Here is a 22191-nt window from a genome sequence, read left to right on the forward strand (position 1 = left end):
ACAGCACGCACCCCGACCGCTAGCGCAACGTGCCAGCGTCGGGAAGGTTCAATACGGACTGAGGCTTAGCCGCGCGCCTTTGCGCGCGCGCGCCAGGCGTGAAGCAATGGCTCGGTATAGCCGCTCGGCTGCGTCACCCCTTCGAACACCAATGCCCGCGCCGCCTGCAGCGCGAGGCCGTCGGGATTGCCCCCCCATCGGCCGATAGACCGGGTCGCCCGCATTCTGCGCATCGACCTTCGCCGCCATTCGCGCGAACGCCGCATCGACGTCCGCCTCCGTCGCGACGCCGTGGAGCAGCCAGTTGGCGATATGCTGCGAGGATATGCGCAGCGTCGCGCGGTCCTCCATCAGGCCGATATCGTGGATATCGGGGACTTTCGAACAGCCGACCCCCTGGTCGATCCAGCGCACGACATAGCCGAGGATGCCCTGCGCGTTGTTGTCGAGCTCGCGCGCGACTTCCTCTTCCGTCCAGTTGCGCCCCTGCGCCACCGGAATGGTCAGCAGATCGCGCAGCGCGGGCACCGCCTCCCCCGCAATCTCGCGCTGGCGCCGAAAGACATCGACCTGGTGGTAATGCATCGCGTGCAGCGTCGCGGCGGTGGGCGACGGCACCCAGGCGGTGTTCGCGCCGCTCAGCGGATGGCCGATCTTCTGCTCCATCATGTCGGCCATGCGGTCGGGCGCGGCCCACATGCCCTTGCCGATCTGCGCCTTGCCCGACAGGCCGTGCTTGAGGCCGATGCGGACATTGCGATCCTCATAGGCCTTGATCCAGGCGCTCCCCTTCATCTCCGCCTTGGGGATCATCGGCCCGGCGCGCATCGACGTGTGAATCTCGTCCCCGGTGCGGTCGAGGAATCCGGTGTTGATGAACGCGATGCGATCACGCACCGCATGGATGCACGCGGCCAGGTTGGCGCTGGTCCGCCGCTCCTCGTCCATCACCCCGACCTTGATCGTGTGACGGGCGAGGCCCAGCAGATCCTCCACCGCATCGAACAGATCGTTGGTGAAGCCGCATTCGTCCGGCCCGTGCATCTTGGGCTTGACGATGTAGATGCTGCCCGTGCGGCTGTTGCGGAAGCGGCCCAGCCCCTTGAGATCGTGCAACGCGATGGTGCTGGTGATGATCGCGTCGAGAATGCCCTCGGGTGCCTCCTCATCCGCGATCATCACCGCCGGGTTGGTCATCAGGTGCCCGACATTGCGCACGAACAACAGGCTGCGGCCCGGCAGCGTCAGGTCGCTCTGGTTGGGGCGCTGATAGACGCGGTCGGCGGCAAGGGTACGGGTCAGCGTCTGGCCGCCCTTGGCGAAGGTCTCGGTCAGCTCTCCGCGCATCAGGCCGAGCCAGTTGGCATAGGCCGCGACCTTGTCCTCGGCATCGACCGCCGCGATCGAATCCTCAAGGTCGACGATCGCGGTGAGCGCGGCCTCGAGCAGCACATCGGCAATGCCGGCCGGGTCGCTCGCGCCGATCGGATGGGCGCGGTCAACCACCACCTCGATATGCAGGCCGTTGTGAGCGAACAGCATCGATTCGTCGCGCGTGCCAATGAACTGCCCCGGATCCGCGAGCGGCAGGTCACCGCCAGCAAACTCCGCCCATTCCATGCCGCTCAGCGGCACCGCCGCGTCGAGAAACGCCTTCGCCGCCGCGATCACCTGCGCCCCGCGTTCCGCGTCGTACCCACCCGACTTCGCCGCACCGGGCAGCGCATCGGTGCCGTAGAGCGCGTCGTACAGACTTCCCCAGCGCGCATTGGCGGCGTTGAGCACGAAGCGGGCGTTGAGCGCGGGCACGACCAGCTGCGGCCCCGCCATCGTCGCGATCTCTGCATCGACATTGGCGGTACCGATCATGAAGTCACCGGGCTCGGGCGCGAGATAACCGATCGCGCGCAGAAACGCCTCTTGCGCCGCCGGGTCGGTCGCCCGCACAGGGTCCGCGGCGCACCAATCATCGATCTGCCCCTGAAGATCCTCGCGCCGTGCGAGCAGGTCACGGTTGCGCGGGGCGAAGCGCGCGAAAATCTCCGCTGCGCCAGCCCACCAGTCGTCGGCGGCGATGCCCAGCGGCGGCAGCACCCGCTCCTCGACGAACGCGACGAGCGGTGCGGCGACCGAAAGCCCGGCGCGGGTCTGGTAAGCGGTCATGGAATCCTCCTGGCTAGCAAATCGACTGCCCTGGGGAGGGATGGTCCGATTAGGCGAGGATGGTGGCCGGGATCAAGGGGCTAGAAACCCGGCGAGATAGCTGCCGCTGCTGCCTCGACCCGTTCAAGCATCTTGCGCAGTTGCGCCTGCTCCTCATCGTTGAGGCTGGCGAAGATGCGGCGTTCGAACTCCAGCGCCTGGGGTGCGATCTGACGGTAGAGCGCCCACCCCTCGGGGCTCAGGTCGAGCAGATGCGAGCGCTGGTCGTCCGGATTGGGGGTGCGCGTTACCAACCCGCGTTCATGCAGCGAGATTGCCGCGCGGCTGACCGTCACCTTGTCCATCTGCGTGCGCCCGCACAGTGCCTGCTGGCTCATCGACCCGAACTCGGCCAGCACCGTGACCAGCCGCCATTCGGGAATGCGCAGCCCGAACCGCGCCTGATAGGCACCGGCGATCGTCCCCGACACGCGGTTCGAGGCGACCGAGAGCCGGTAGGGCAGAAAGGCGTCGAGCTTGAGTGTTGCCGTCATAGGACAGTGATGCCGCGTTCGCGGGTACGATGCAATGTTAGCAATGCTTCATTGCGCGAAAATGCCGGGCAGGGACATGAAATGTCCCGTGCCCGGCACATCTTGTCAGACCGACACGCGGGTCAGTCGCGGCGAGAGCAGGTGGATCGCCCCGACAGCAAGGAAATAGACCACCGTGCACGCCGCGAAGATCAGCGTGTAATTGCCGTTGGTCGCGTCAAGCACGAGACCGGTCGACTTGGCCATGATCATGCCCCCGACACCGCCGCAAAAGCCGCCCAGCCCGATCACCGACCCGACCGCGCGCTTGGGGAACATGTCCGGCGGCAGCGACAGCAAATTGGTCGAGAATGCCTGGTGCCCCGCCAGCGCCAGCCCGATCAGCGCGACCGCCAGCCACATATTCTCAAGCTGGGTCACGAACAGCAGCGGGAGGACGCACCCGCCCGCGATGATCATCGTCACCTTGCGCGCCGCATTCGGAGTCCAGCCGCGATGGATCAGGTTCGACGACAGCCAACCGCCCGCGATGCTGCCCACGTCAGAGAGCAGATACATGACGATCATCGGCAACAGCACGACCTTGAGATCGACGTCATAGGTGCTGGCGAAATATTTCGGCAGCCAGAACAGCATCAGGAACCAGACCGGGTCGGTCAGGAACTTGGCGACGGCGAATGCCCACGCCTCACGCAGCCGCACCACGCGGCTCCAGCCGATCTTCTCGATCTGCTCGGGCGGGTCATGCTCGATCCAGGCGAGCTCGCCCTCGCTCACCCGTCCGCTTTCGCGCGGATTGCTGTAGAATTTGATCCACAGCAGCAGCAGCACGACCCCGAACAGGCCCGAATAGATGAACGTCTCGCGCCAGTCGAAGCCCATCCAGGTCATGAACAGCCACAACGTCGGCGCCGTCAGGATCACGCCGATCGTCGTCGCCGAATTGACCCAGCCGATCGCATAGGCCCGTTCCTTTTGCGGGAACCACTCGCTGCTCGCGCGGACGACCGAGGGGAAATGCCCCGCCTCACCCACGCCCAGCACGATGCGCGCTGCCATGAACGACGCGACCGAGCTGGCGAAGCCGTGCATCACATGGCCGATCGTCCAGACGGTGATCGCGATGCCATAGCCGATCTTGGGCCCGAACCGGTCGACCAGCCAGCCCATGAGCAGGAAACCGAGCGCATAGGCCGCCTGAAACGCGGTGACGATGTTGCCATAGTCATTCTCGTTCCAGCCCAGTTCCTTGCCCAGATCGGGGGCAAGCAGGCCCAACATGGTGCGGTCGATGTAATTGACCGTGGTCGCGAAGAAGAGGATCGCGATGATCATCCATCGATAACGGCCGCTCCGGACCGGTGCCGCGCGGGGCGGGGCGCCGCCGCTATCGGCCTGCGTCGCTTCCATGCATCTTCTCCCTTTATAAAGCGGGTCTGGCGGCCTCGATCGTGCAGCTCACCCGCATGTCGCGGAACGTGGCAGTAACTTCCGAGCTTGGCGAGACTTCATGGACGCCGGTAACGGCCCCCGACGAAATCCACTGCCCCGGCCGCAATGCGATGCCGCGCGCCGCCATCGTTTCGAACAGAAAGCGTGCCGCGCCGACCGGGCCGTCGAGCATCGTGCGCGCGGTCGCGGCACCGATCTCGACCCCGTCGATGCTCAGCGTCACCGGCCAGTCGAGAAACCCCGAATTGCGCCAGTCCGCGATGGCGGCGCCCACGACCAAGCCGTGATTGTTGCCGAAGTCCGAAATGGTGACCAGCGGACCATGGGCGTTGATACCCGGGAAGGGTGAGCTGGCGATCTCCAGCCCGACATGCACCGCGTCGATCAGCTCGGAGGCCTCGTCGAGCGTGTAGCTGGTCTTGGCCGGATCGGGTGCGGTGCCGATGCGCAGCAGGAACTCCGCCTCCGCAGCGCCGAACCCTTCGCCAAAGATCGGCATTGCCGGCGCGGGTTCGTCGCCATGCACGAACGGGGCGAAGATCGGCCCGGCGAGGCGGTTGGTGCCCAACTGGGCATCGAGTGGCGGATTGATTCGTCCGACCTTCCACCCGGCAACCTCGGCACCGGCCAGCGCCAGCGCGCGGTCCTGAATCGCATAGGCTTCGGCAAGCGTGGCGGGGACCGCGCCGGGATAGTCGGGGAGTCCGCGGGCATCGCGGCGCGCGGCGACAAAAGCCTCCGCAATCACGTCCAGGTCGCTCATCCACCCCTCACTTCTGTTCTCGGCTGCATCGCTAAAGGAAACCGGTGTCAATATCAAGGCGCCGGTTACTGAAGGCGCAAATTAGACGGATCGCCCACGAATGCAGGCGGTTGCGGTTCGGCGTTATCGACCATGGAGATTATCCGTTCCAAATTGCACGCTCCCGGCCCGTCCGAAACCGGTGTCAACTACGCCGCCGCGCAACGATTGGCTAGGGGCCGGTTGCGCGCTATGCACTGGTCATGAAGAAAAGCGCTCAGGCGACGATCAACGATGTCGCGCGGCTCGCCGGGGTTTCCAAAAAGACCGTCAGCCGCGTCATCAACCGCTCACCCCTGCTCAACGAGGAGACGCGCGAGCGGGTGGAGAAGGTGATCGCCGAGATCGGCTATGTGCCGAACCCGCAGGCGCGCGCGCTGGCGCTGCGCCGCAATTTCCTGATCGGCCTGATCCACGACAACCCCAATCCGCACATGGTGCTCAACGTCCAGCAGGGGTTGCTGGAGGTGCTGCGCGATACCGAGTTCGAACTGATCGTCCACCCGGTCGATCGCGGATCGCCGACGATGCTCGACGATATCCGGCGCTTCCTCGAACGACAGCGGCCCTATGGCGTGATGCTGCTGCCGCCGATCAGTGAGAATGATTCGATCGCCGAATTGTGCACCGAGATTGGCACCCGCTACGTTCGCATGGGCTCAGCGTCGTTCGACGACCCCGCGCACATGGTCGCATCGAACGACCGCGAAGTGGTGCGCGGCGCGGTCGGGCACCTGATCGAGATGGGCCATCGTCGCATCGGTCTTGTCCTCGGTCCGCACGGGTTCCGGTCGGCGTTCGAACGCAGCCAGGGTTACGAGGCCGCGTTCGACGAAGCCGATCTGCCGATTCAGCGCACCCTGATCGCCCAGGGCGACTATACGTTCGAATCGGGGATGCGGGCGGCCGAGCGCTTGCTCGACCTGTCGCCGCGTCCAACCGCCGTGTTCTGCTCCAACGACGCCATGGCAGCCGGCGTGCTGCACACCGCGCGCCAGCGCGGGCTGGACGTGCCGCGCGATCTCTCGATCGTTGGCTTCGACGACACCACCATCGCTTCCTATCTCTGGCCTCCGCTCACCACGGTGCGCTGGCCGATCGCGACGATGGCCCGCGCCGCCGCCCTGAAGCTCATCGGCACCGCCGAGGATGCGGATGAGGAAGCGGCGGAATCGCTGTTCGTATCCACCCTGATCCGCCGCGCGTCGGTCGCCCCACCCGTCGAATAATGCTAGCCTAGCCAAAGGTCGCATTGATCGCGCCGCTGACACCGATTACCGAAGCCGCAAAGCCAGCGAGAGGACGCCCGTGCACGCTTTGACCCTCGACCCCGACCGGCTGTTTCCGTCCGATCCCGGGATGCGCGGCATTGCGCGGTCGCTGTATCGCGAGATCGCCGGGCTGCCGATCGTCAGCCCACATGGCCATACCGACCCGGCATGGTTCGCGACCGACGCGGCGTGGGACAATGCGACCGAACTGCTGCTCGCGCCCGATCATTATGTGTTTCGCATGCTCTACAGCCAGGGCGTCGACCTCGACGCGCTGCGCGTGCCGCGTCGCGATGGCGTCGTCCCGGCGACCGATCCGCGTAGCGCGTGGCGGGTGTTCGCGAGCAACTACCATCTGTTCCGCGGCACCCCGTCGCGCATGTGGCTCGACCATGTGTTTGCCGAGGTGTTCGGGATCGACCGGCTGCTGAGCGCGGCGACCGCGGATCACTATTACGATATGATCACCGATGCGCTGGCGACGCCGGCCTATCGCCCGCGCGCCTTGTTCGACCGGTTCAGGATCGACTTCCTCGCCACCACCGAGGGCGCCGACGATCCGCTCCACCATCATGCCGCGATCCGCAGATCCGGCTGGCATGGGCGCGTGGTAACCACCTATCGCCCCGATTCGGTGATCGATGTCGAGCATGAGGCGTTCGACGGCGCGATGCAGGCGTTCGCCGACCTGACCGGCGAGGACGTCCACAGCTGGCAGGGTTATCTCGCCGCGCATCGCAAACGCCGCGCCGATTTCCGCGCAGCAGGGGCGACCGCGACCGACCACGGCTTCGCGACCGCGCAAACCGCCAACCTGTCGACAGCGGAATGCGAGGCGCTGTTCGGCCGCATCATCGGGGGCAAATGGACCCCCGCCGATGCCGAACTGTTCCGCGCGCAGATGCTCACCGAAATGGCGAAGATGAGCGTCGAGGATGGCATGACGATGCAGATCCATCCCGGATCGTGCCGCAACCACAATCATCAGCTGTTCCACAGCCATGGCCGTGACAAGGGTGCCGACATCCCGACGCGCACCGACTATGTCGGGGCATTGAAGCCGATGCTCGACGTGGTCGGCAACGAACGTGACCTGACGATCATCCTCTTCACGCTCGACAGATCGACCTATGCGCGCGAGCTCGCGCCGCTCGCCGGCCATTATCCCTGCCTCCGGCTCGGCCCGGCCTGGTGGTTCCATGACAGCCCGGAGGGAATGCGCCGGTTCCGCGAGATGACGACCGAGACAGCGGGCTTCTACAACACCGTCGGGTTCAACGACGACACCCGCGCCTTCCTGTCGATCCCGGCGCGGCACGATGTCGCGCGCCGGGTCGATTGCGCCTTCCTCGCCCGCCTCGTCGCCGAAGGGCGGATGCAGGACTGGGAAGCCGCCGAACTCGCCCATGACCTGACCTCGACGCTGGTGCGCAAGGCGTACCGGCTCGACAATTTCGCGCCGGCGGCGCAGGTCGCCTGATTGCTCACACGCAAAGTTGCAAGACAACTTGCATCGAAACTTGACACCGGTTACCTAGAAGCCATTGCCATCGTCGTTTAAGGTGTGCGCCCTGCGGCCGGAGTCGTGCCGCCGCCCCGGCGTCCCGCATTTGGAGAGGATTTGAGACCATGAAGATCGCGCTGATCACCGAGAACAGCCAGGCCGCCAAGAACGGCATCATCCACGACGCGCTGACCGCCGTGGCCGAGCCGCTGGGGCATCAGGTGTTCAATTACGGCATGTATTCGGCCGACGACAGCGCATCGCTGACCTATGTCATGAACGGCCTGCTCGCCGGCATCCTGCTCAATTCGAAGGCGGCGGATTTTGTCGTCACCGGCTGCGGCACCGGCATGGGGTCGATGCTCGCGTGCAACGCGATGCCGGGCGTGTTCTGCGGGCTGGTCATCGACCCGACCGACGCCTTCCTGTTCGGCCAGATCAACGACGGCAACGCCATCTCGATGCCCTATGCCAAGGGCTTTGGCTGGGCGGCCGAGCTCAACCTGCAGGATGTGTACCGCAAGCTGTTCGACGGCGAGCGTGGCCTCGGCTACCCCAAGGAGCGCGCCGAGATCATGCGCAAGAACCGCGGCATCCTCGCCGATCTCAAGGCGACGACCTGCCACGACATGCTGACCGTGCTCAAGAATGTCGATCAGGACCTGCTGCGCGCCGCGATCGCGGGCGAGAAGTTCGCCGAGCTGTTCTACGCCAACTGCCAGGACGCGGCGATCGCCGACTATCTCAAGAGCGTGACCGCGGAACCGGCGCTCGCCTGATCCCATTCGCCGCATAGCTCGCAACGGAGAGTCCATGTTCGACCGCACCTATTACGCCACCCACCCCGACATGATGGAGTGCGTGTCGAACGACGAGCTGCGCGACCGCTACCTGATCACGGACCTGTTCCGTGCCGGAGAATGCGTGCTGTACTACACCCACGCCGATCGCATGGTGATCGGCGGGGTGCTGGTTGACTCGGCCCCGATCAAGCTGCCCGACCAGAGCGAGCCGCCCTCGGCAGCGGGACACCCGTTCCTCGAGCGGCGCGAGCTGGGCATCGTCAATGTCGGCGCAGTCGAGGGTGTCGTCACCGTCGATGGCGAAACCTTCACGCTGGGCAACAAGGATTGCCTCTACGTGACGATGGGTGCGGCGGACGTGCAATTCTCCGGTGCGGGTGCACGCTTCTATCTCGTCTCCTGCCCGGCGCATCAGGCATATGCGACGCGCCAGCTGGGCATCGCCGACGCCAACCGGCTCGACCGCGGCAGCCTCGCCGAATCCAACGAGCGGTCGATCTATCAGCTGGTCATTCCCGGCGTGTGCGACAGCGCGCAGCTGGTGATGGGCCTGACCGTGCTCAAGGAAGGCAGCGTGTGGAACACCATGCCGCCGCACATCCATGAGCGCCGCAGCGAGATCTATTTCTATTTCGAGCTCGACAATGCGGACACCGACCGCGTGATGCACTTCATGGGCGAGGGCGAGGCGACCCGCCACATCGTGATGCAGAATGAGGAAGCCGTGATCTCGCCCCCCTGGTCGATCCACATGGGCGCGGGGACTAAATCCTACGCCTTCATCTGGGCGATGGCGGGCGAGAATCAGGACTATACCGACATGAACGTGCTGGACATCTGCCAGCTGGCGTAAACTTGCTCCCCTCCCTGCAAGGGAGGGGCTGGGGGTGGATGCCGAGCCGCAAGGCTCGGCCGACACCGCCCGCGACACGCGCGACGCTCCGCGCCGCGCACCCACCCCCGACCCCTCCCTTTCAGGGAGGGGAGGAGAGTTGAAATGACCAACCCCTTCGATCTCACCGGCCGCGTCGCGGTCGTCACCGGTGCCAATACCGGCATCGGCCAGGGCATCGCGCTCGCGCTGGCACAGGCGGGGGCAGACATCGCCGCGGTCGGCCGTTCGGCCGCGACCGAGACGGTCGAAAAGGTCCGCGCGCTGGGCCGCAAGGCGGAGATCATCAGCGCCGACCTGTCGACGATCGAGCCTGTGGGCAGGATTGTGGATGAAACTGTGGATAAGCTTGGGGGCTTGCACATCCTCGTCAACAATGCCGGCATCATCCGCCGCAACGACAGCGTCGACTTCACCGAAGAAGACTGGGACGCGGTGATGGACACCAATCTGAAGTCGGTGTTCTTCCTGTGCCAGGCCGCGGCGCGGCACATGATCCCCAATGGCGGGGGCAAGATCATCAACATCGCATCGATGCTGACCTTTCAGGGCGGCATCCGCGTGCCGAGCTATACGGCGTCGAAGAGCGGCGTCGGCGGGCTGACCAAGCTGCTGGCCAACGAATGGGCGAGCAAGGGCATCACGGTCAACGCGATCGCGCCGGGCTACATCGCGACCAACAATACCGATGCGCTGCAAAAGGACGAAACCCGCAACCGCCAGATCATGGAGCGGATTCCCGCAGGCCGCTGGGGGGATCCGGCCGATCTGGGCGGCGCGGCGGTGTTCCTCGCCTCGTCCGCGTCGGACTATGTGCAGGGCCATATCCTTGCCGTCGATGGCGGCTGGCTGGCACGCTGACCCCGACGCACGCCGCGAGCTTTGGTATGGGCCGAACAAGCCGAACTCGGCTTTAACCGGCATGACACTTTGGGCTAGGTGGTCCGGCAAACTGACCCCCTAGGGAGACCGACTTGACCCACGGCCATATCGTCTGTTTCGGCGAACTCCTCCTCCGCCTGACCGCGCCGGGGCGCGAACTCATGCTCCAGACGGGCAGCCTCGACGTGCATGTCGGGGGCGCCGAAGCAAATGTCGGGATCGGCCTCGCCAATCTCGGCCACGCCGTGTCGATGGTCAGCGCGGTGCCCGACAATGCGCTGGGCCAGGCCGCGATCCGCTTCGTGCGCGGACAGGGCGTCGATACGCGGGGCGTCCAGCTGCGCGACGGGCGCATGGGTCTCTACTTCCTTTCGGTCGGCGCTGGCCTCCGCGCATCGGACATCGTCTACGACCGTGCCGCATCGAGCTTTGCCACCGCGCCCGCCGACGCCTTTGACTGGCGCAGCATTCTCGACGGCGCGTCCATGCTGCACCTTTCGGGCATCACCCCCGCGCTCGGTCCCGCGACGGCGGCTGCAGCAATTGCCGCAGCAAAGACCGCGAAAGAGATGGGCGTCGCGGTCAGTTTCGACGGCAATTACCGCGCCCGCCTGTGGGAAGCATGGGACAGCGATCCGCGTGGCGTATTGTCCGAACTTGTGAGCCTGACCGACACGATGTTCGGCAACCACCGCGACGTCTCGCTGCTGCTCGGCAAGAGCTTTTCGGGCGACGGCGCGGACCGCCGCCGCGAGGCCGCCGAAGCTGCCTTCGCTGCCTTCCCCAACCTCCAGCGCATCGCCTCGACCGCGCGCCATGTCGATGACGCCGACCGCCATCGCATCGCCGCGCGCGTCGATACGCGTGAGCGCGGTTACCAGACCGACGAGGTCGTCGTTGCGGGGATCGTCGACCGGATCGGCGGCGGCGACGCGTTCGCGGCGGGCATCCTGCACGGCGTGCTGTCGGGTCAGGATCTGGAGGCGACCGTCGCCTCGGGCCTCGCCCTCACCTGCCTCAAACACTCGCTGCCGGGCGACGCCTCCCTGTTCCGCCAAGCGGACATCGACGCCTTCCTCGAAGGCGGACTGGACGTGCGCCGGTGATTGCCCGGCGGACGCTGCTGGGGGCTGGGGCGACGTTCGCCCTGCCCTCCGCCGCGTTCGCCAAGGGTGATCCGATCGCAACGGGCCGAACCGGTCGCTGGCACGGACGGCGCGATGGGGTCGTGGCGGCCTTTCTCGGGATCCGCTACGGCAACGACACCAGCCATCACCGCTTCCGGCCGGCCACCGTTCCGCCCCCCTCTCGCGAACCGCAACAAGCGACACGCTTCGGCCCCAGCTGCCCGCAATCCAGCCGTATCGCCGATCAGCGCGAGGATTGCCTGTTCCTCAACGTCTGGACCCCCGCCGCCAACCCGAACGCCCGCCGCCCGGTGATGGTCTATTTCCACGGCGGCGCTTACTCCAATGGCACCGTCATCGAGCCGCAGGTGTTCGGCGCAACGCTGGCGGAAAAAGGCGATGTCGTCGTCGTCACCGTCAACCACCGGCTCAATGCGCTCGGCTATCTCTACCTCGCCCGGCTCGACCCGCGCTTCCCCGACAGCGGCAATCTGGGGCAGCTCGACCTGATCCTCGCGCTGCAATGGGTGCGCGACAACATCATCGGCTTTGGCGGCGATCCCAATCGCGTGATGGTCTTCGGCCAGTCCGGCGGCGGCGCGAAGATCGCGACACTGATGGGCATGCCCGCCGCCAAGGGCCTGTTCCACCGCGCGGCCACGATGAGCGGGCAGCAGGTTACCGCGAGCGGCCCGTTGAACGCCACCGCGCGCGCCAAGGCACTCCTCGCCAAGCTCAACGCCACCCCCGCCGACCTGATTGGCATGCCGGTACAAAGGCTGATCGAGGGTCTAGCGGCGGAGGACCCGGTCCTCGGCGGCGGGGTCTATATGGGGCCCGTGCTCGACATGAAGTGGTTGACCCGCCACCCCTTCTGGCCCGACGCCAATCCGCAGGGCAACGCGATCCCGCTGATCCTCGGCAACACCCGCGACGAGACCCGCGCGTTCATCGATCCGAAAAGCGAGAGCGTCCGCACGCTCGACTGGTCGAACCTCGCCGAACGCATCGCGCCGCAACTGCGCATCGATGCCCACCCCGAATGGGTCGTCGCCGAGTATCGCAAGCAGTTCCCCGACTGGTCGGCGCAGGACATTTTCTACGCCGCCACCACCGCCGGACGCAGCTGGCGCGGGCAGGTGATCGAAGCCGAGGAGCGCGCAAAGGCCGGCGTCCCCGCCTGGGTCTATCAGCTCGACTTCCAGTCCCCGGTCGCGCCCGAACGCGGCGCGGCGCACACCCATGACATCCCGCTGGTGTTCGGCACGATCGGCGCGGAGGGCACCGTCTCCGGTACCGGACCCGGCGCACAGGCGGTATCGGCGGCGATGCAGCGCGCCTTCGTCAACCTCGCGGCGACGGGCAATCCCAACGGCGCAGGCGTGCACGATTGGCCCAAACACTCCCTGCCCGATCGCGCGACCATGCTCTTCGACACGCACAGCCGCGTCGAGAACGACCCGCGCAAATGGCAGCGCGAGCTGTTCGCCCGCATCCCCTATATTCAGCCCGGAACCTGATCCGCCAGAACCGGTGCCAGCACCAGCCGGTCGAGGATTGTCGCGACTTCATCGGCCGTCGTTTCTGGCGCGCGGTCAAGCCACCAGGTCAGGATCGTCAGCGTCGCGCCGACCAGATGCGTCACCGCCAGCTCGCGCGGCAGTCCGCCCGGCGTGTCGGTCGGCGCGGCCATCGCCTGATCGATTGCGCGGCGCGTGATCGCTTGGCGCATCGAATCCCCCGCTCCGGTCAGCAGCGCGTGAGCGAGCTGCCGCCGCGCCCCGACCTCGGCAGTCAGCGCGCGCATCGCCGCCGCCCCGTCGCGCGCGCGCAACAACGGCACCAGCAGTTCGAGCAGCTCGGCGATCAGCCCGTCGGCGATCTCCGCCAGCACCGCCGCCAGATCGGGATAATGGCGGAAGAAGGTCGCGTAGCCGATCCCCGCACGCTCGGTCAGCGCGGCGACACTGATCTCGCCAAAGGGCCGTTCGCCGATCAACTCGATCAATGCCGTGCGGAGCGCCACGCGCGACCGGACCGCGCGCGCGTCGCTTGAAACCGCGCTGCGCTTCGCTATTTTATGATCCATAGTATATCACAATGTGGAGATCGCCATGCCAGCCCCGTCGCAGGTCGCCGCCCCGAATGCGGGACGCTGTCCGGTCGATCATGCGCGCGACGACCGCAAATCGGCAAGCGCGGCGCGCGGCGGACTGCTCGACGCGCCCACCCTGACCGGCTTCGATCCCGTGCGCGCGGTTCTGCGCGATCCGGATGCGCGTCAGGCGGGGTTCAAGGCCGAGGTGATCCTGCGCTATCGCGGCCGCGCCCGCCCGCCGATCCTGTTCCTGCATGGCGAGGCGCATCGCCGCCAGCGCGGCGGGACCGCGCGCTTCTTTACCCCGCGCGTGGTCGAGACCCGCTATCGCGAGCTGATGGAGCGTACCAGCGCCGCGCTGATCGCACGGCTGGTGCGCGATGGCGGCGGCGATCTCGACCGGCTGTCGCTCGAACTCGCGGTGACCGTCGCGGCGGAGATTGTCGGCCTGACCGAAAGCGACATTCCGGGCATGAGCCGCCGCCTCGACGCATTTTTCAGCACCACCTTCCAGACCGGACGCGGCAAGATTGCAGAGCTGATGAGCTTCCTGCTCGGCCAGTGGCGCATGCGGCGCTTCTACGCCAGGGACGTGAAACCGGCGATCGAGGCACGCCGCGCCGCGCCGCGTGAGGACGTGATCTCGCACCTGTTGAGCGAGGGTTACACCCCGCTCGATATCCTCACCGAATGTTTTACTTATGGCGCGGCCGGGATGGTCACGACGCGCGAATTCATCACCATGGCGGGCTGGCATCTGCTCGAACGGCCCGAACTGCGCGCGCAGTTCCTTGCCGCCGATGCCGATGGGCAGATCGCGATCCTCGAGGAAATCCTCCGGCTCGAACCCGTGGTTGGTACGCTCTATCGCCACACGGAAGGCGGCACCGTCGCGCTCGATATCCGCGCGGCGAATGGCGATACGGCGGCGGTCGGTGCCTGCCCGCACGCGCTCGACCCCGACCGGACCCGCGCGCCCAAGGTCACCGGCCCGGGCCTCGCCTTTGGTGACGGCGAGCATCGCTGCCCCGGCGCGGGCGTGGCGCTGCACGAATCCGCCGTGTTCCTCGACCGGTTGCTGCGCATCCCCGGCATGCGACTGGAGCGCGCGCCCGATGTTGGCTGGAACCCGCTGGTCGCGGGCTATGAGCTGCGCAACTGCCGCCTGGTCGTCGACCCCACCTAGGAACCGCTGCGCAGCGCCCCGATCAGGGTCACCATGTGATCGATATAGGTGCCGGTCGAAATCCCGATCGGCCCGTCCTTGACGTCGAATGGCGACGTGTCGCTGCTGTCGCCGACATTGGTCGAGCGGAAATCGCCCGGCGCGACCTCCTTCGATCCCGGACCGCGATACGGGTGACTGATCGCCTTGAGCTGCGTCGGCCACCAGCCCTCGGTGTTCAGCGACGCGACCAGCTCGGCCACGCTCTTGCCGCCGGCGACATTCATGTCCGACCCGGGCTCGACCGCAGCGACCCAATAGGGCGACAGCGGCTGGCGGCCCTTGAGCAAAGGCAGAATCCTTCGAAACCGGGCCGCCGGGAATCGCGCGCAATTTCTCATATTCGCGGCGCAGCTTCGCCACATCGACCGAACGGCGCGGATTGTAATGGCCGATCGTGTGCGCGGGGTCGTGATCGACATAATATTCGCCATTGACCACGTTCGACCCACGCCGATGGACCCAGAGCGGCTTGTTGCTGCCGATCTCGACAAAGGTCGGGAAGTGCCGGGTCCCTACCCGCAATTCCTCGGGCAGCCGTACGCTGTCGAGCCAGTCGAGCGCCGCCGGAATCGGCGCCAAATATTTGGCATTGCCGGTGAGGCGATAGAAACGCATGAGCTCTTCGATATTCGACGCGGTCGTATGCGTGACCAGCGCCTCCGGCTCATAGGTCCGCGCGCCAGCCGGGGAGAAATCGGCGCGATGCTGCAACCCCCATCCCGCCTGCGGCGCGGGATGCTGGGTCTTCAGATAGATGTCCATCGCCCGCTCGATCGCGGGGAGCACGCGCGGATCGCCGATCGCCTGGTGATAGGTCAGCAGCACGTCGATATTGTCGTAGATTACCCCATCGTTGAAGGTGATGAGGCCGGTATAATCGGGTTTGCCGTGCAGCCCGCCGTCCTTGACGCGGGGCCAGCGCTGCGGCCATCCACCATTGTCGAGCTGGCTGGCGAAGATGAATTCGATTGCCTTGTTGAGCCCGCGCTTGAACCGCTGCTCGCGCTTCTCGACATAGATCCGGATCAGGAGACGGATCGCCTCACCGGTGCCCTGATCGTCGAAGGTGGCGTTCCCCCAGTCGTGCTGGAATTCCTCCATCCGCCAGGCATTCTTGCCGATCGTGTCGTACCAGCGTTTGGTCGAGGCAGGACCGCCGAAGTCGATGAAATAACCCCAGCCGCCGGTCGGCAGCTGTCCGTCGATCAGCGCCTGTGCCGCCCTGGCTGCGGCCTGATAATAATAGTCGTCGCCGGTCGCATGATACGCGTCGAGATAGAGATGCCCCATCGTCGCGGTGCCGGGCGGCTGCACCCACACCATCGTCTTGTACGCTTCCAGCTCGCCCCACACGCGCGACCGGTCGGGCAGATAGGACCAGAGATAGCCGCCGCGATAGGCGAGCTTCTCCACCATGAACCGCGTCGCGCGCTTCATCGTCGCGGCAATCTCGCTGCTCGACGGAGTCTGCGCGCGCGCGACTGCGGGGGTCAGCGCCAGTGCGGCGGATGCTGCAAGCAGCTTGCGGCGGTCGATCATTTACGCGGTACTCCTTCAAGCGGATAGGCGACGATCAGCACCAATGGCTTCTCGCCGATCTGTCGAATGCCGACATGCGCGCCATCATAGAGATAGGCGGTCATTCCCGGCTTGAGCCGCGCGGTCTGGCCATCCGAGGTCACTTCGCCCTCGCCCGACACCACGGCATAGACCTCGTCATGGCCGATCGGGTGGACGCCGATCGCAGCACCCTTGTGCAGCGCGCGCTTGCGATATTCCATCATCCGGCCCGGCACGCCGTCGCTGATCCGCCACGCGGTGCTCATGCCGATCGCACCATGCGGCGGCGGCTCATCGACGCGCTTCGTATTCTCGTCGATCACCACCATCGGCCGCGCGCCGCGCTTTGCCGCCCAGTCGATCCCGCCCATCACATGCGCGAGGATACGCGGGTCGCTCCACGCTTCCTTGGTGTGACCGAGCCCGGTGTAGAAGACATGCCCGCCCTCGAACCGATGCGCCCAGGCGAGCGGACGCGGATTGACGCCCTTCTCCCCGATCGACGCCGGGTCGAGAGTCAGCAGCGGGCGCAGGCGGGGGTCGAGATCGTCGAACCAATACCATTCATCGACCAGTTCGGCGGTGTCGGGAAAGGCGCGGATCGCCGGGTGGTCGAGCGGCGCACGGCGCACCACGCCCTTGGGCGTCCCCGCCGGATGCCGCGCAAAGCGCGCGCCCATCATCCGCCCATACCAGTCCCAATGGTAATGCGAGTCCGCTGCGCCATGCACGCCGACGATCCCGCCGCCCCCCACGGACATAGGCGACCAGATTGTCGCGCCGCGCGCCTGTGAACCACTCGCTCGCCGGCTCCTTCGGGTTGGTCGTGGTCGAGAGCAGCACGATCGCCGCAAAGCTTTTCACCCGCGCCGCATCGTCGAACAGCGCCGGGTCTTCGCTCGCCGCGACGCGATAACCCTTCGCCTCCGCCGCTTTGGTGATTGCCGCGACCGCAGGCTCGATCGAGTCATGCCGCCAGCCGGTGGTGTGGCTGAAGATCAGGACTTCGGGCGGGGGCGGGGGCGTGGTTCCGCCCAGCAGGATCGCCGCCAGCAGCATCAGCATCGCCCGCATGTCACTCTCCTCATTTCAAGCGAGCGGTCCACTCAGCGGACGGCCAGCGCGTTCAGATAATCCTCGATATTGGTATAGCCGTTGCCGTCGCGATCGCCCGCGGAATCGTCGCGCTTCGGGTCCAGCCCCTGCTTGGTCTCCCACGCATCGGGCATGCCGTCGCCGTCGCTGTCGACCGGCGCGGGGCCGCTGCGCAATGCCGGCCAGCCGCCGACGTCGCTCTGGCGATCGATCTGCTGGCCGGTCCGGGTGCGCACGCCCTCGACGACTGCCGCATCGACGCTGTCGCGGCTGCGTGATGCCCCGGCACTCGCCAGCACCTTGGCCTCGACCCCTGCCGAACCGGCACAGCCGACCTTTGCCATCTCGACCGGGGCGGACAGCTTCTGCGCCGGATCGACAATCCCGCTCACCAGCGACCAGGGATCGGATGGAATCACCCCATCCATCATATTGTCGGCGAAGAAGGATTTTGCGACCGGATTGCCTTCCTGAAATGCGATCGCCTTGGTCGATTGCGGCCCGCGCACATACGCATTGCCCACGAAATTGTACCGCGACAGGCTGTCCTTGTCGGCATTGTAGCCCGACCGGCTGCCGCCCCAATTGTAGAACAGGTTGCAGCGGAAATCGAAATACGCCCCCTCGGGATCGCTCGCCGCGGGGGCGTAGTTGCCCGGGCGCGGCATCCGCGCGCTGTGGTTGGCCCAGAGATTATGGTGAAAGCTCGCCCGCGCTCCGCGCCCGCCGCGCACCAGACTGCCATAGCCGTGCGCGCCCTTGGCGTGGAGCGATCTGGTCAGCGAATCCGCGATGATCGACCATTGCACGGTGACGTCGAACCAGCCCTCGCCCGGCTCGGCATAGTTGCCCGACACCGACAGCGTCTCGTCCACCGACCAGCTCGCCGAGACATGGTCGAGGATGATCCGCCGCCCCGCGCGGATCCAGATCGCGTCGGATTCGGTCTTCGATTCATCCCCGAGCCGCGATCGGATGAAGCGGATCACCACATCGTCCGCCTGTACGACCAACGGATGATCGCGCAGCGTGATGCCGTCGCCGGGTGCGCTCTGCCCGGCGATCGTCACCTGGCCTTCGCGGACCGTAAGCGGCTTTTGCAGCTGGATCGTGCCGGAAACCGCAAAGACGATGATCCGCGGCCCCTTTGCCTCCACTGCCGCGCGCAGACTGCCCGGGCCGCTATCGGCGAGCGTGGTTACGGTCAGCACCTTGCCGCCGCGTCCGCCCAGCGCCAGCGCACCCGCGCCTTCCGCGCCGGGAAAAGCGGGGAGCGGCACGGCCGTCCCCGCAGACATCAGCAGCAAGGCAGCCAGCATCAGAAGTTTGCGCGCACGCCAAAGGTGACGATGCGGCCGGTGCTGGCATAGCTGCTCGACACCGGGTTCGCCTGATACATGGTGCGATACTGCGGGGTGTTGGTCAGGTTGCGCCCCTCGACCGACAGGCTGATCGCCCTGGTCAGCTTGTAGGACATCGCGAAGTCGAGGTTGAACGTATCCTCATTGTACCCGAAGTCCGCGACCACCGGCGAGTTGCACACCCCGCCGCCATTGGTCGTCGTGCCGACCGCACAGGTGCCCGAAGAGAGCGGGAAGCGGTTCACATATTCCTTGCGATACGCCCCCGACACGCGCGCCTTGAGTGGGCCATGCTCGTAATAGAGCGTCGCGTTGAACGAATGCGGCGAGGTGTTGAGGAAGGGCGCGGTCGCGAAATCATTGACCGCCGTCGATCCGGTCTGCCCCTGCGTCGTCGAGAGCGCGGTGCCGGTCAGGTAGTTCAGCTCGGACTTGATATAGGTGTAGTTCGCAGTGACGCCGAACCGCTCGAGGAAACCGGGCAGGAAGAAGAAGTTCGACTGGACGTTGAGCTCCAGCCCCTGAATCTTGCCGCCCGGCGCGTCGTTGAACTGGCGCACCGCGAACACCCCGCCGTCGCGGATATATTGTGCCAACGTTGCGCTGGTGACGTTGGTCAGGATCTGGTCGATGATCGCCTGCGGATAGATGTCCTGCAGCGTAAACTCGCCCGCGACCTGCTGCGGGAAGGAACTGATGTCCTTCTGGAACAGCGCCAGCCCGACAAAGCCGTTGGTGCCCCAGTAATATTCGAAGCTGAGGTCGAGGTTGGTCGAGCGGAACGGGCTGAGGAACGGGTTGCCCACCGTGATCGACGGCGCAGCCCCGCCGACGGTCAGGCCGGTCGGGAACGAGGTCGTGCCGGGCGTCAGCGCCGACAGCTGCGGCCGCGACATCGTCTTGGCGGCAGCGGCGCGGATCTGGAAATTGTCGCTGACTTCATAGGTCAGGTTACCGGCAGGGAGCACATCGGTATATTCGTTGCGCGCGGTCACGACCGTACCGAGCACGCCGTTCGCCGCGCCACCGACCGACCCGGTCCCGTCAACCCGCGTATTGGCGACGCGCACGCCGACATTGCCGCGCAGGCGGCGGTCCATCAGGTCGAGGTCGAAGTCCATCTGGACAAACCCCGCCATGTCGCGCTCGCGCACTGCATTGCGTTCACGCCCATCGGTCTGGGCGCGATAGTCGCCCCATTTGTTGATGCAGTTGCAGTCGATCGAAAAATAGCGGCGAAACGCGTCGAGATTGGGGGCGTAGAAGCTGGTCGGCGTCCCTGCCGACACGTTCAGTCCCTGGCCGAATCCGACCAGCTGGCCCAGCTGGGTGATCTGCAACCCCGCCTCCTGAAGCGTCGGGTTGATCGCCTCGATCCCCTGGTTGCGGCGACCGGTCAGGCTGTCGAAGTCGAACGTCTTGTAGGTGCCGCCGAAGCGCAGCGTGAATTGTTCGGACAGGTCCAGTTCGAAATTGGCGCGACCCACGCGGAATTCGTTGTTCACCTCATTGGTGAAGTAGCGGATCGTCGATAGCCCCTTCACCAGCGTCCACTGGGTCGGGTCGGCGACGTTGAAGCCGGGGTTGAAGATCGGCATTTTCCCGCCGCCCCGCTCGTCGAAGACATAGCCGTCGCGGTCGATTGCGTTGAATTCGACCAGCATCCCCTCGGCATTGAACTCCGACTTAGACCAGCCCCCCGTCACCGCGACGCGGAAATTGTCGCTGAACTCATGGTTCACGTTCAGCGTCGCCTGTTTGAAGTCGGTCTGGCCGATCTGCGCATCGGCGAAGCTGCGCCAGTCGACATTGTCGAGCACCAGGTAATCGGCCTGACCTGCCGCGTTGACATTTGCCGCGCGGATCTGGGTTGAGGGACGACCGAGCAGCTCGTCATAATAGGCGATGCTGTTGGCGTTGGGGATGTAGCCCGGCGACACGGTCGAATTGTAATAATCGAACGGGTCGAGGTTGAACGGGTTGTAGCTCGCGCGTGTGCCGGTGACGAGGGTGTTGCCGTACAGCGCCTGGCCGCAATCGAGCGAGGCGCTGGCGTCGCAACGCGCATAGAGCGCTCGCCGGTCGGCCAGACCGTTTGCCGTATTGAGGGCGCGCAACGTGTTCTGCGCGACACGGGCATTGGTCCCGTTGCGGTTAAGCCCGATTGTGGTGATGCCCTGCGAATTCGATTCCTGGCGATAGCGCGAATAGACGAAGTCGCCGATGATTTCGGTCCGCGACGTCGGTTGCCACTGGGCGGTGAAGGTCACGCCCAGTCGGTCATATTCCAGATCCTGCCGTCCGATCTGGGGCAGCGCCGGGATGATCGTCGTCGGGGTGACCAGCGCATAGGCCGCCGGGTCGGACCCAAAGGTCGCGCCAGTGCCGGTGCCGGTCGGTCGCGCAAAGCCGAACACGTTGGGCGACACGCCGGCATGCTGCGAATTGCGATAGGCGAATTCGAACTGGCCCGGCTGGCGGCGATAGGAATCGATCTGCTGGCGCTGATCCTGATAGGCCACCGTCGCGAGTACGCCGAAATTCTCGGCGAGACGCTTTGAGAAGAGCGCGGTCAGGCGCGGGTTCCAGCTGTCGCCATTCTCGCGATACTCCGCCTCCGCGCCGACCGCGAACCGGTCGCCCTTATAGGCAAGCGGGCGGCCGGTGATGAGGTCGATGATCGCGCCCAGCGACCCCTCTTCGTTCGACGCAGTCACCGACTTGGTGATCTTGACCCCGCTGAACAGCTCCGAGGCAAAGGTGTTGAAGTCGAACCCGCGGGACCGGTTCGCGCCGGCATCCGACTGGTTGCCGCCCGAGATGTTCTGCGCATCCGCACCGTTCAGAAACACGCTCTGGAAGTCGCCCCCCAGCCCGCGCACGGTGATCGACCGGCCCTCGCCATTGTCGCGATCGATCGAGATGCCGGGCAGGCGCTGGATCGATTCTGCGATGTTGGCGTCGGGGAAGTCCGCAATATCCTCGGCAGTGATCAGAATCGACGATCTGGTCGGCCTTGCGCTTGTCGCTCAATGCGTTGGCCAGGCTGGCGCGGAAACCGGTAACCACTACCTCTTCGCTGTCGGCGTCGGCCTGGCCATCCGCAGGTGCGGCATCGGACTGCGCCGCCCAGGCTGGCCCCGCTGCGACCAATGCCAAAGCGAGCGCCAGCCCCGAGCTCGAGCGGCGTGCGAAATGAAGATGACGAATGGCCATGGAATCCCCTCTCTCTGATATCGGCGCGGGCCTGTGGCCGACCCGTCGAATGACACCGGTATCAGGCAGACATCGGATTTTCAACTGGCAAACCGAGGCCCGGCCCGACGACCGTCCCGTAATGACTCGCATTAGAAGCGGGTTCGCCTCCAAGCGTGCACTGGGACCCGGCCGGGGTACGTGGGTTGACACCCGCAACAGAAT

15 protein-coding genes and 3 pseudogenes are annotated in these 22191 nt (G+C 65.9%); 7 read left to right on the forward strand and 11 right to left on the reverse strand.

All coding sequences use genetic code 11. The annotated features are described in order from the left end of the window. Positions 1-65: 65 nt before the first annotated feature. The 4 genes and pseudogenes from LRS08_RS06015 to LRS08_RS06030 all read right to left on the reverse strand — a co-directional run bounded on the left by LRS08_RS06015 (position 66) and on the right by LRS08_RS06030 (position 4911). Positions 66-2163: pseudogene (locus LRS08_RS06015) on the reverse strand (malate synthase G). An 80-nt stretch (positions 2164-2243) separates the two neighbouring features. Beyond that, positions 2244-2696 carry a MarR family winged helix-turn-helix transcriptional regulator gene (locus tag LRS08_RS06020; RefSeq protein ID WP_260481447.1) on the reverse strand — a complete coding sequence of 151 codons (453 nt, stop codon included), beginning with the start codon at positions 2694-2696 and terminating at the stop codon, positions 2244-2246. A 105-nt stretch (positions 2697-2801) separates the two neighbouring features. After that, on the reverse strand, positions 2802-4106 hold the full coding sequence (locus LRS08_RS06025) for an MFS transporter (protein ID WP_260481448.1): 1305 nt from the start codon (positions 4104-4106) through the stop codon (positions 2802-2804). 13 nt (positions 4107-4119) lie between these two features. Continuing rightward, positions 4120-4911 (reverse strand): 2-keto-4-pentenoate hydratase, encoded by a 792-nt coding sequence (locus LRS08_RS06030; RefSeq protein WP_257844503.1) that lies wholly within the window; start codon positions 4909-4911, stop codon positions 4120-4122. Positions 4912-5153: 242 nt separating this feature from the next. Here LRS08_RS06030 and LRS08_RS06035 point away from each other — a divergent pair, with 242 nt between their 5' ends. The 7 genes from LRS08_RS06035 to LRS08_RS06065 all read left to right on the forward strand — a co-directional run bounded on the left by LRS08_RS06035 (position 5154) and on the right by LRS08_RS06065 (position 12949). Then, entirely contained in the window at positions 5154-6179 is a 1026-nt protein-coding gene (locus LRS08_RS06035; RefSeq protein ID WP_257844502.1) for a LacI family DNA-binding transcriptional regulator, read from the forward strand. 79 nt (positions 6180-6258) lie between these two features. Next, the gene (gene uxaC / locus LRS08_RS06040) at positions 6259-7701 is read left to right on the forward strand and encodes a glucuronate isomerase (protein WP_260481449.1); all 1443 of its coding nucleotides are present in this window, start codon (positions 6259-6261) and stop codon (positions 7699-7701) included. Between the two features lie 149 nt (positions 7702-7850). Next, positions 7851-8504, forward strand: coding sequence for an RpiB/LacA/LacB family sugar-phosphate isomerase (locus LRS08_RS06045; protein ID WP_257844500.1), 654 nt, complete (start codon positions 7851-7853; stop codon positions 8502-8504). A gap of 34 nt (positions 8505-8538) precedes the next feature. Beyond that, positions 8539-9381, forward strand: a complete 843-nt coding sequence (gene kduI / locus LRS08_RS06050; protein WP_257844499.1) for a 5-dehydro-4-deoxy-D-glucuronate isomerase — start codon at positions 8539-8541, stop codon at positions 9379-9381. Between the two features lie 144 nt (positions 9382-9525). Further along, positions 9526-10281 (forward strand): 2-dehydro-3-deoxy-D-gluconate 5-dehydrogenase KduD, encoded by a 756-nt coding sequence (gene kduD, locus LRS08_RS06055; RefSeq protein ID WP_260481450.1) that lies wholly within the window; start codon positions 9526-9528, stop codon positions 10279-10281. A 113-nt stretch (positions 10282-10394) separates the two neighbouring features. After that, positions 10395-11408: a sugar kinase gene (locus LRS08_RS06060; protein ID WP_257844498.1), complete on the forward strand. Its 1014-nt coding sequence runs from the start codon at positions 10395-10397 to the stop codon at positions 11406-11408. Continuing rightward, complete coding sequence (locus tag LRS08_RS06065; protein WP_260481451.1) at positions 11405-12949, forward strand: carboxylesterase/lipase family protein; 1545 nt, start codon at positions 11405-11407, stop codon at positions 12947-12949. Before LRS08_RS06060 ends, LRS08_RS06065 begins: the two co-directional genes overlap by 4 nt. On the opposite strand, the gene LRS08_RS06070 is transcribed toward LRS08_RS06065, so the two are convergent. From LRS08_RS06070 to LRS08_RS06100, 7 genes and pseudogenes are all read right to left on the reverse strand, one after another. Then, positions 12934-13455: a TetR/AcrR family transcriptional regulator gene (locus LRS08_RS06070; protein WP_257844497.1), complete on the reverse strand. Its 522-nt coding sequence runs from the start codon at positions 13453-13455 to the stop codon at positions 12934-12936. The genes LRS08_RS06065 and LRS08_RS06070 overlap by 16 nt on opposite strands. A 52-nt stretch (positions 13456-13507) precedes the next feature. Further along, positions 13508-16294, reverse strand: coding sequence for a pectate lyase (locus LRS08_RS06075; protein ID WP_260481452.1), 2787 nt, complete (start codon positions 16292-16294; stop codon positions 13508-13510). Beyond that, complete coding sequence (locus LRS08_RS06080; protein ID WP_374581278.1) at positions 16291-16686, reverse strand: cupin domain-containing protein; 396 nt, start codon at positions 16684-16686, stop codon at positions 16291-16293. The genes LRS08_RS06075 and LRS08_RS06080 overlap by 4 nt, the downstream gene beginning before the upstream one ends. A 39-nt stretch (positions 16687-16725) precedes the next feature. After that, positions 16726-17076, reverse strand: a pseudogene (locus tag LRS08_RS06085) (ThuA domain-containing protein); the annotation flags it as partial. Then, positions 17075-17389, reverse strand: a pseudogene (locus tag LRS08_RS06090) (ThuA domain-containing protein); the annotation flags it as partial. The pseudogenes LRS08_RS06085 and LRS08_RS06090, both read right to left, overlap by 2 nt. A gap of 32 nt (positions 17390-17421) precedes the next feature. Then, the gene (locus LRS08_RS06095; RefSeq protein ID WP_260481453.1) at positions 17422-18729 is read right to left on the reverse strand and encodes a polysaccharide lyase family 1 protein; all 1308 of its coding nucleotides are present in this window, start codon (positions 18727-18729) and stop codon (positions 17422-17424) included. Continuing rightward, positions 18729-21770, reverse strand: coding sequence for a TonB-dependent receptor (locus LRS08_RS06100; protein ID WP_312026682.1), 3042 nt, complete (start codon positions 21768-21770; stop codon positions 18729-18731). The genes LRS08_RS06095 and LRS08_RS06100 overlap by 1 nt, the downstream gene beginning before the upstream one ends. Positions 21771-22191 lie beyond the last annotated feature (421 nt).

It is taken from the genome of Sphingomonas sp. J315 (assembly GCF_024666595.1).
In the GTDB taxonomy this organism is placed as follows: domain Bacteria; phylum Pseudomonadota; class Alphaproteobacteria; order Sphingomonadales; family Sphingomonadaceae; genus Sphingomonas.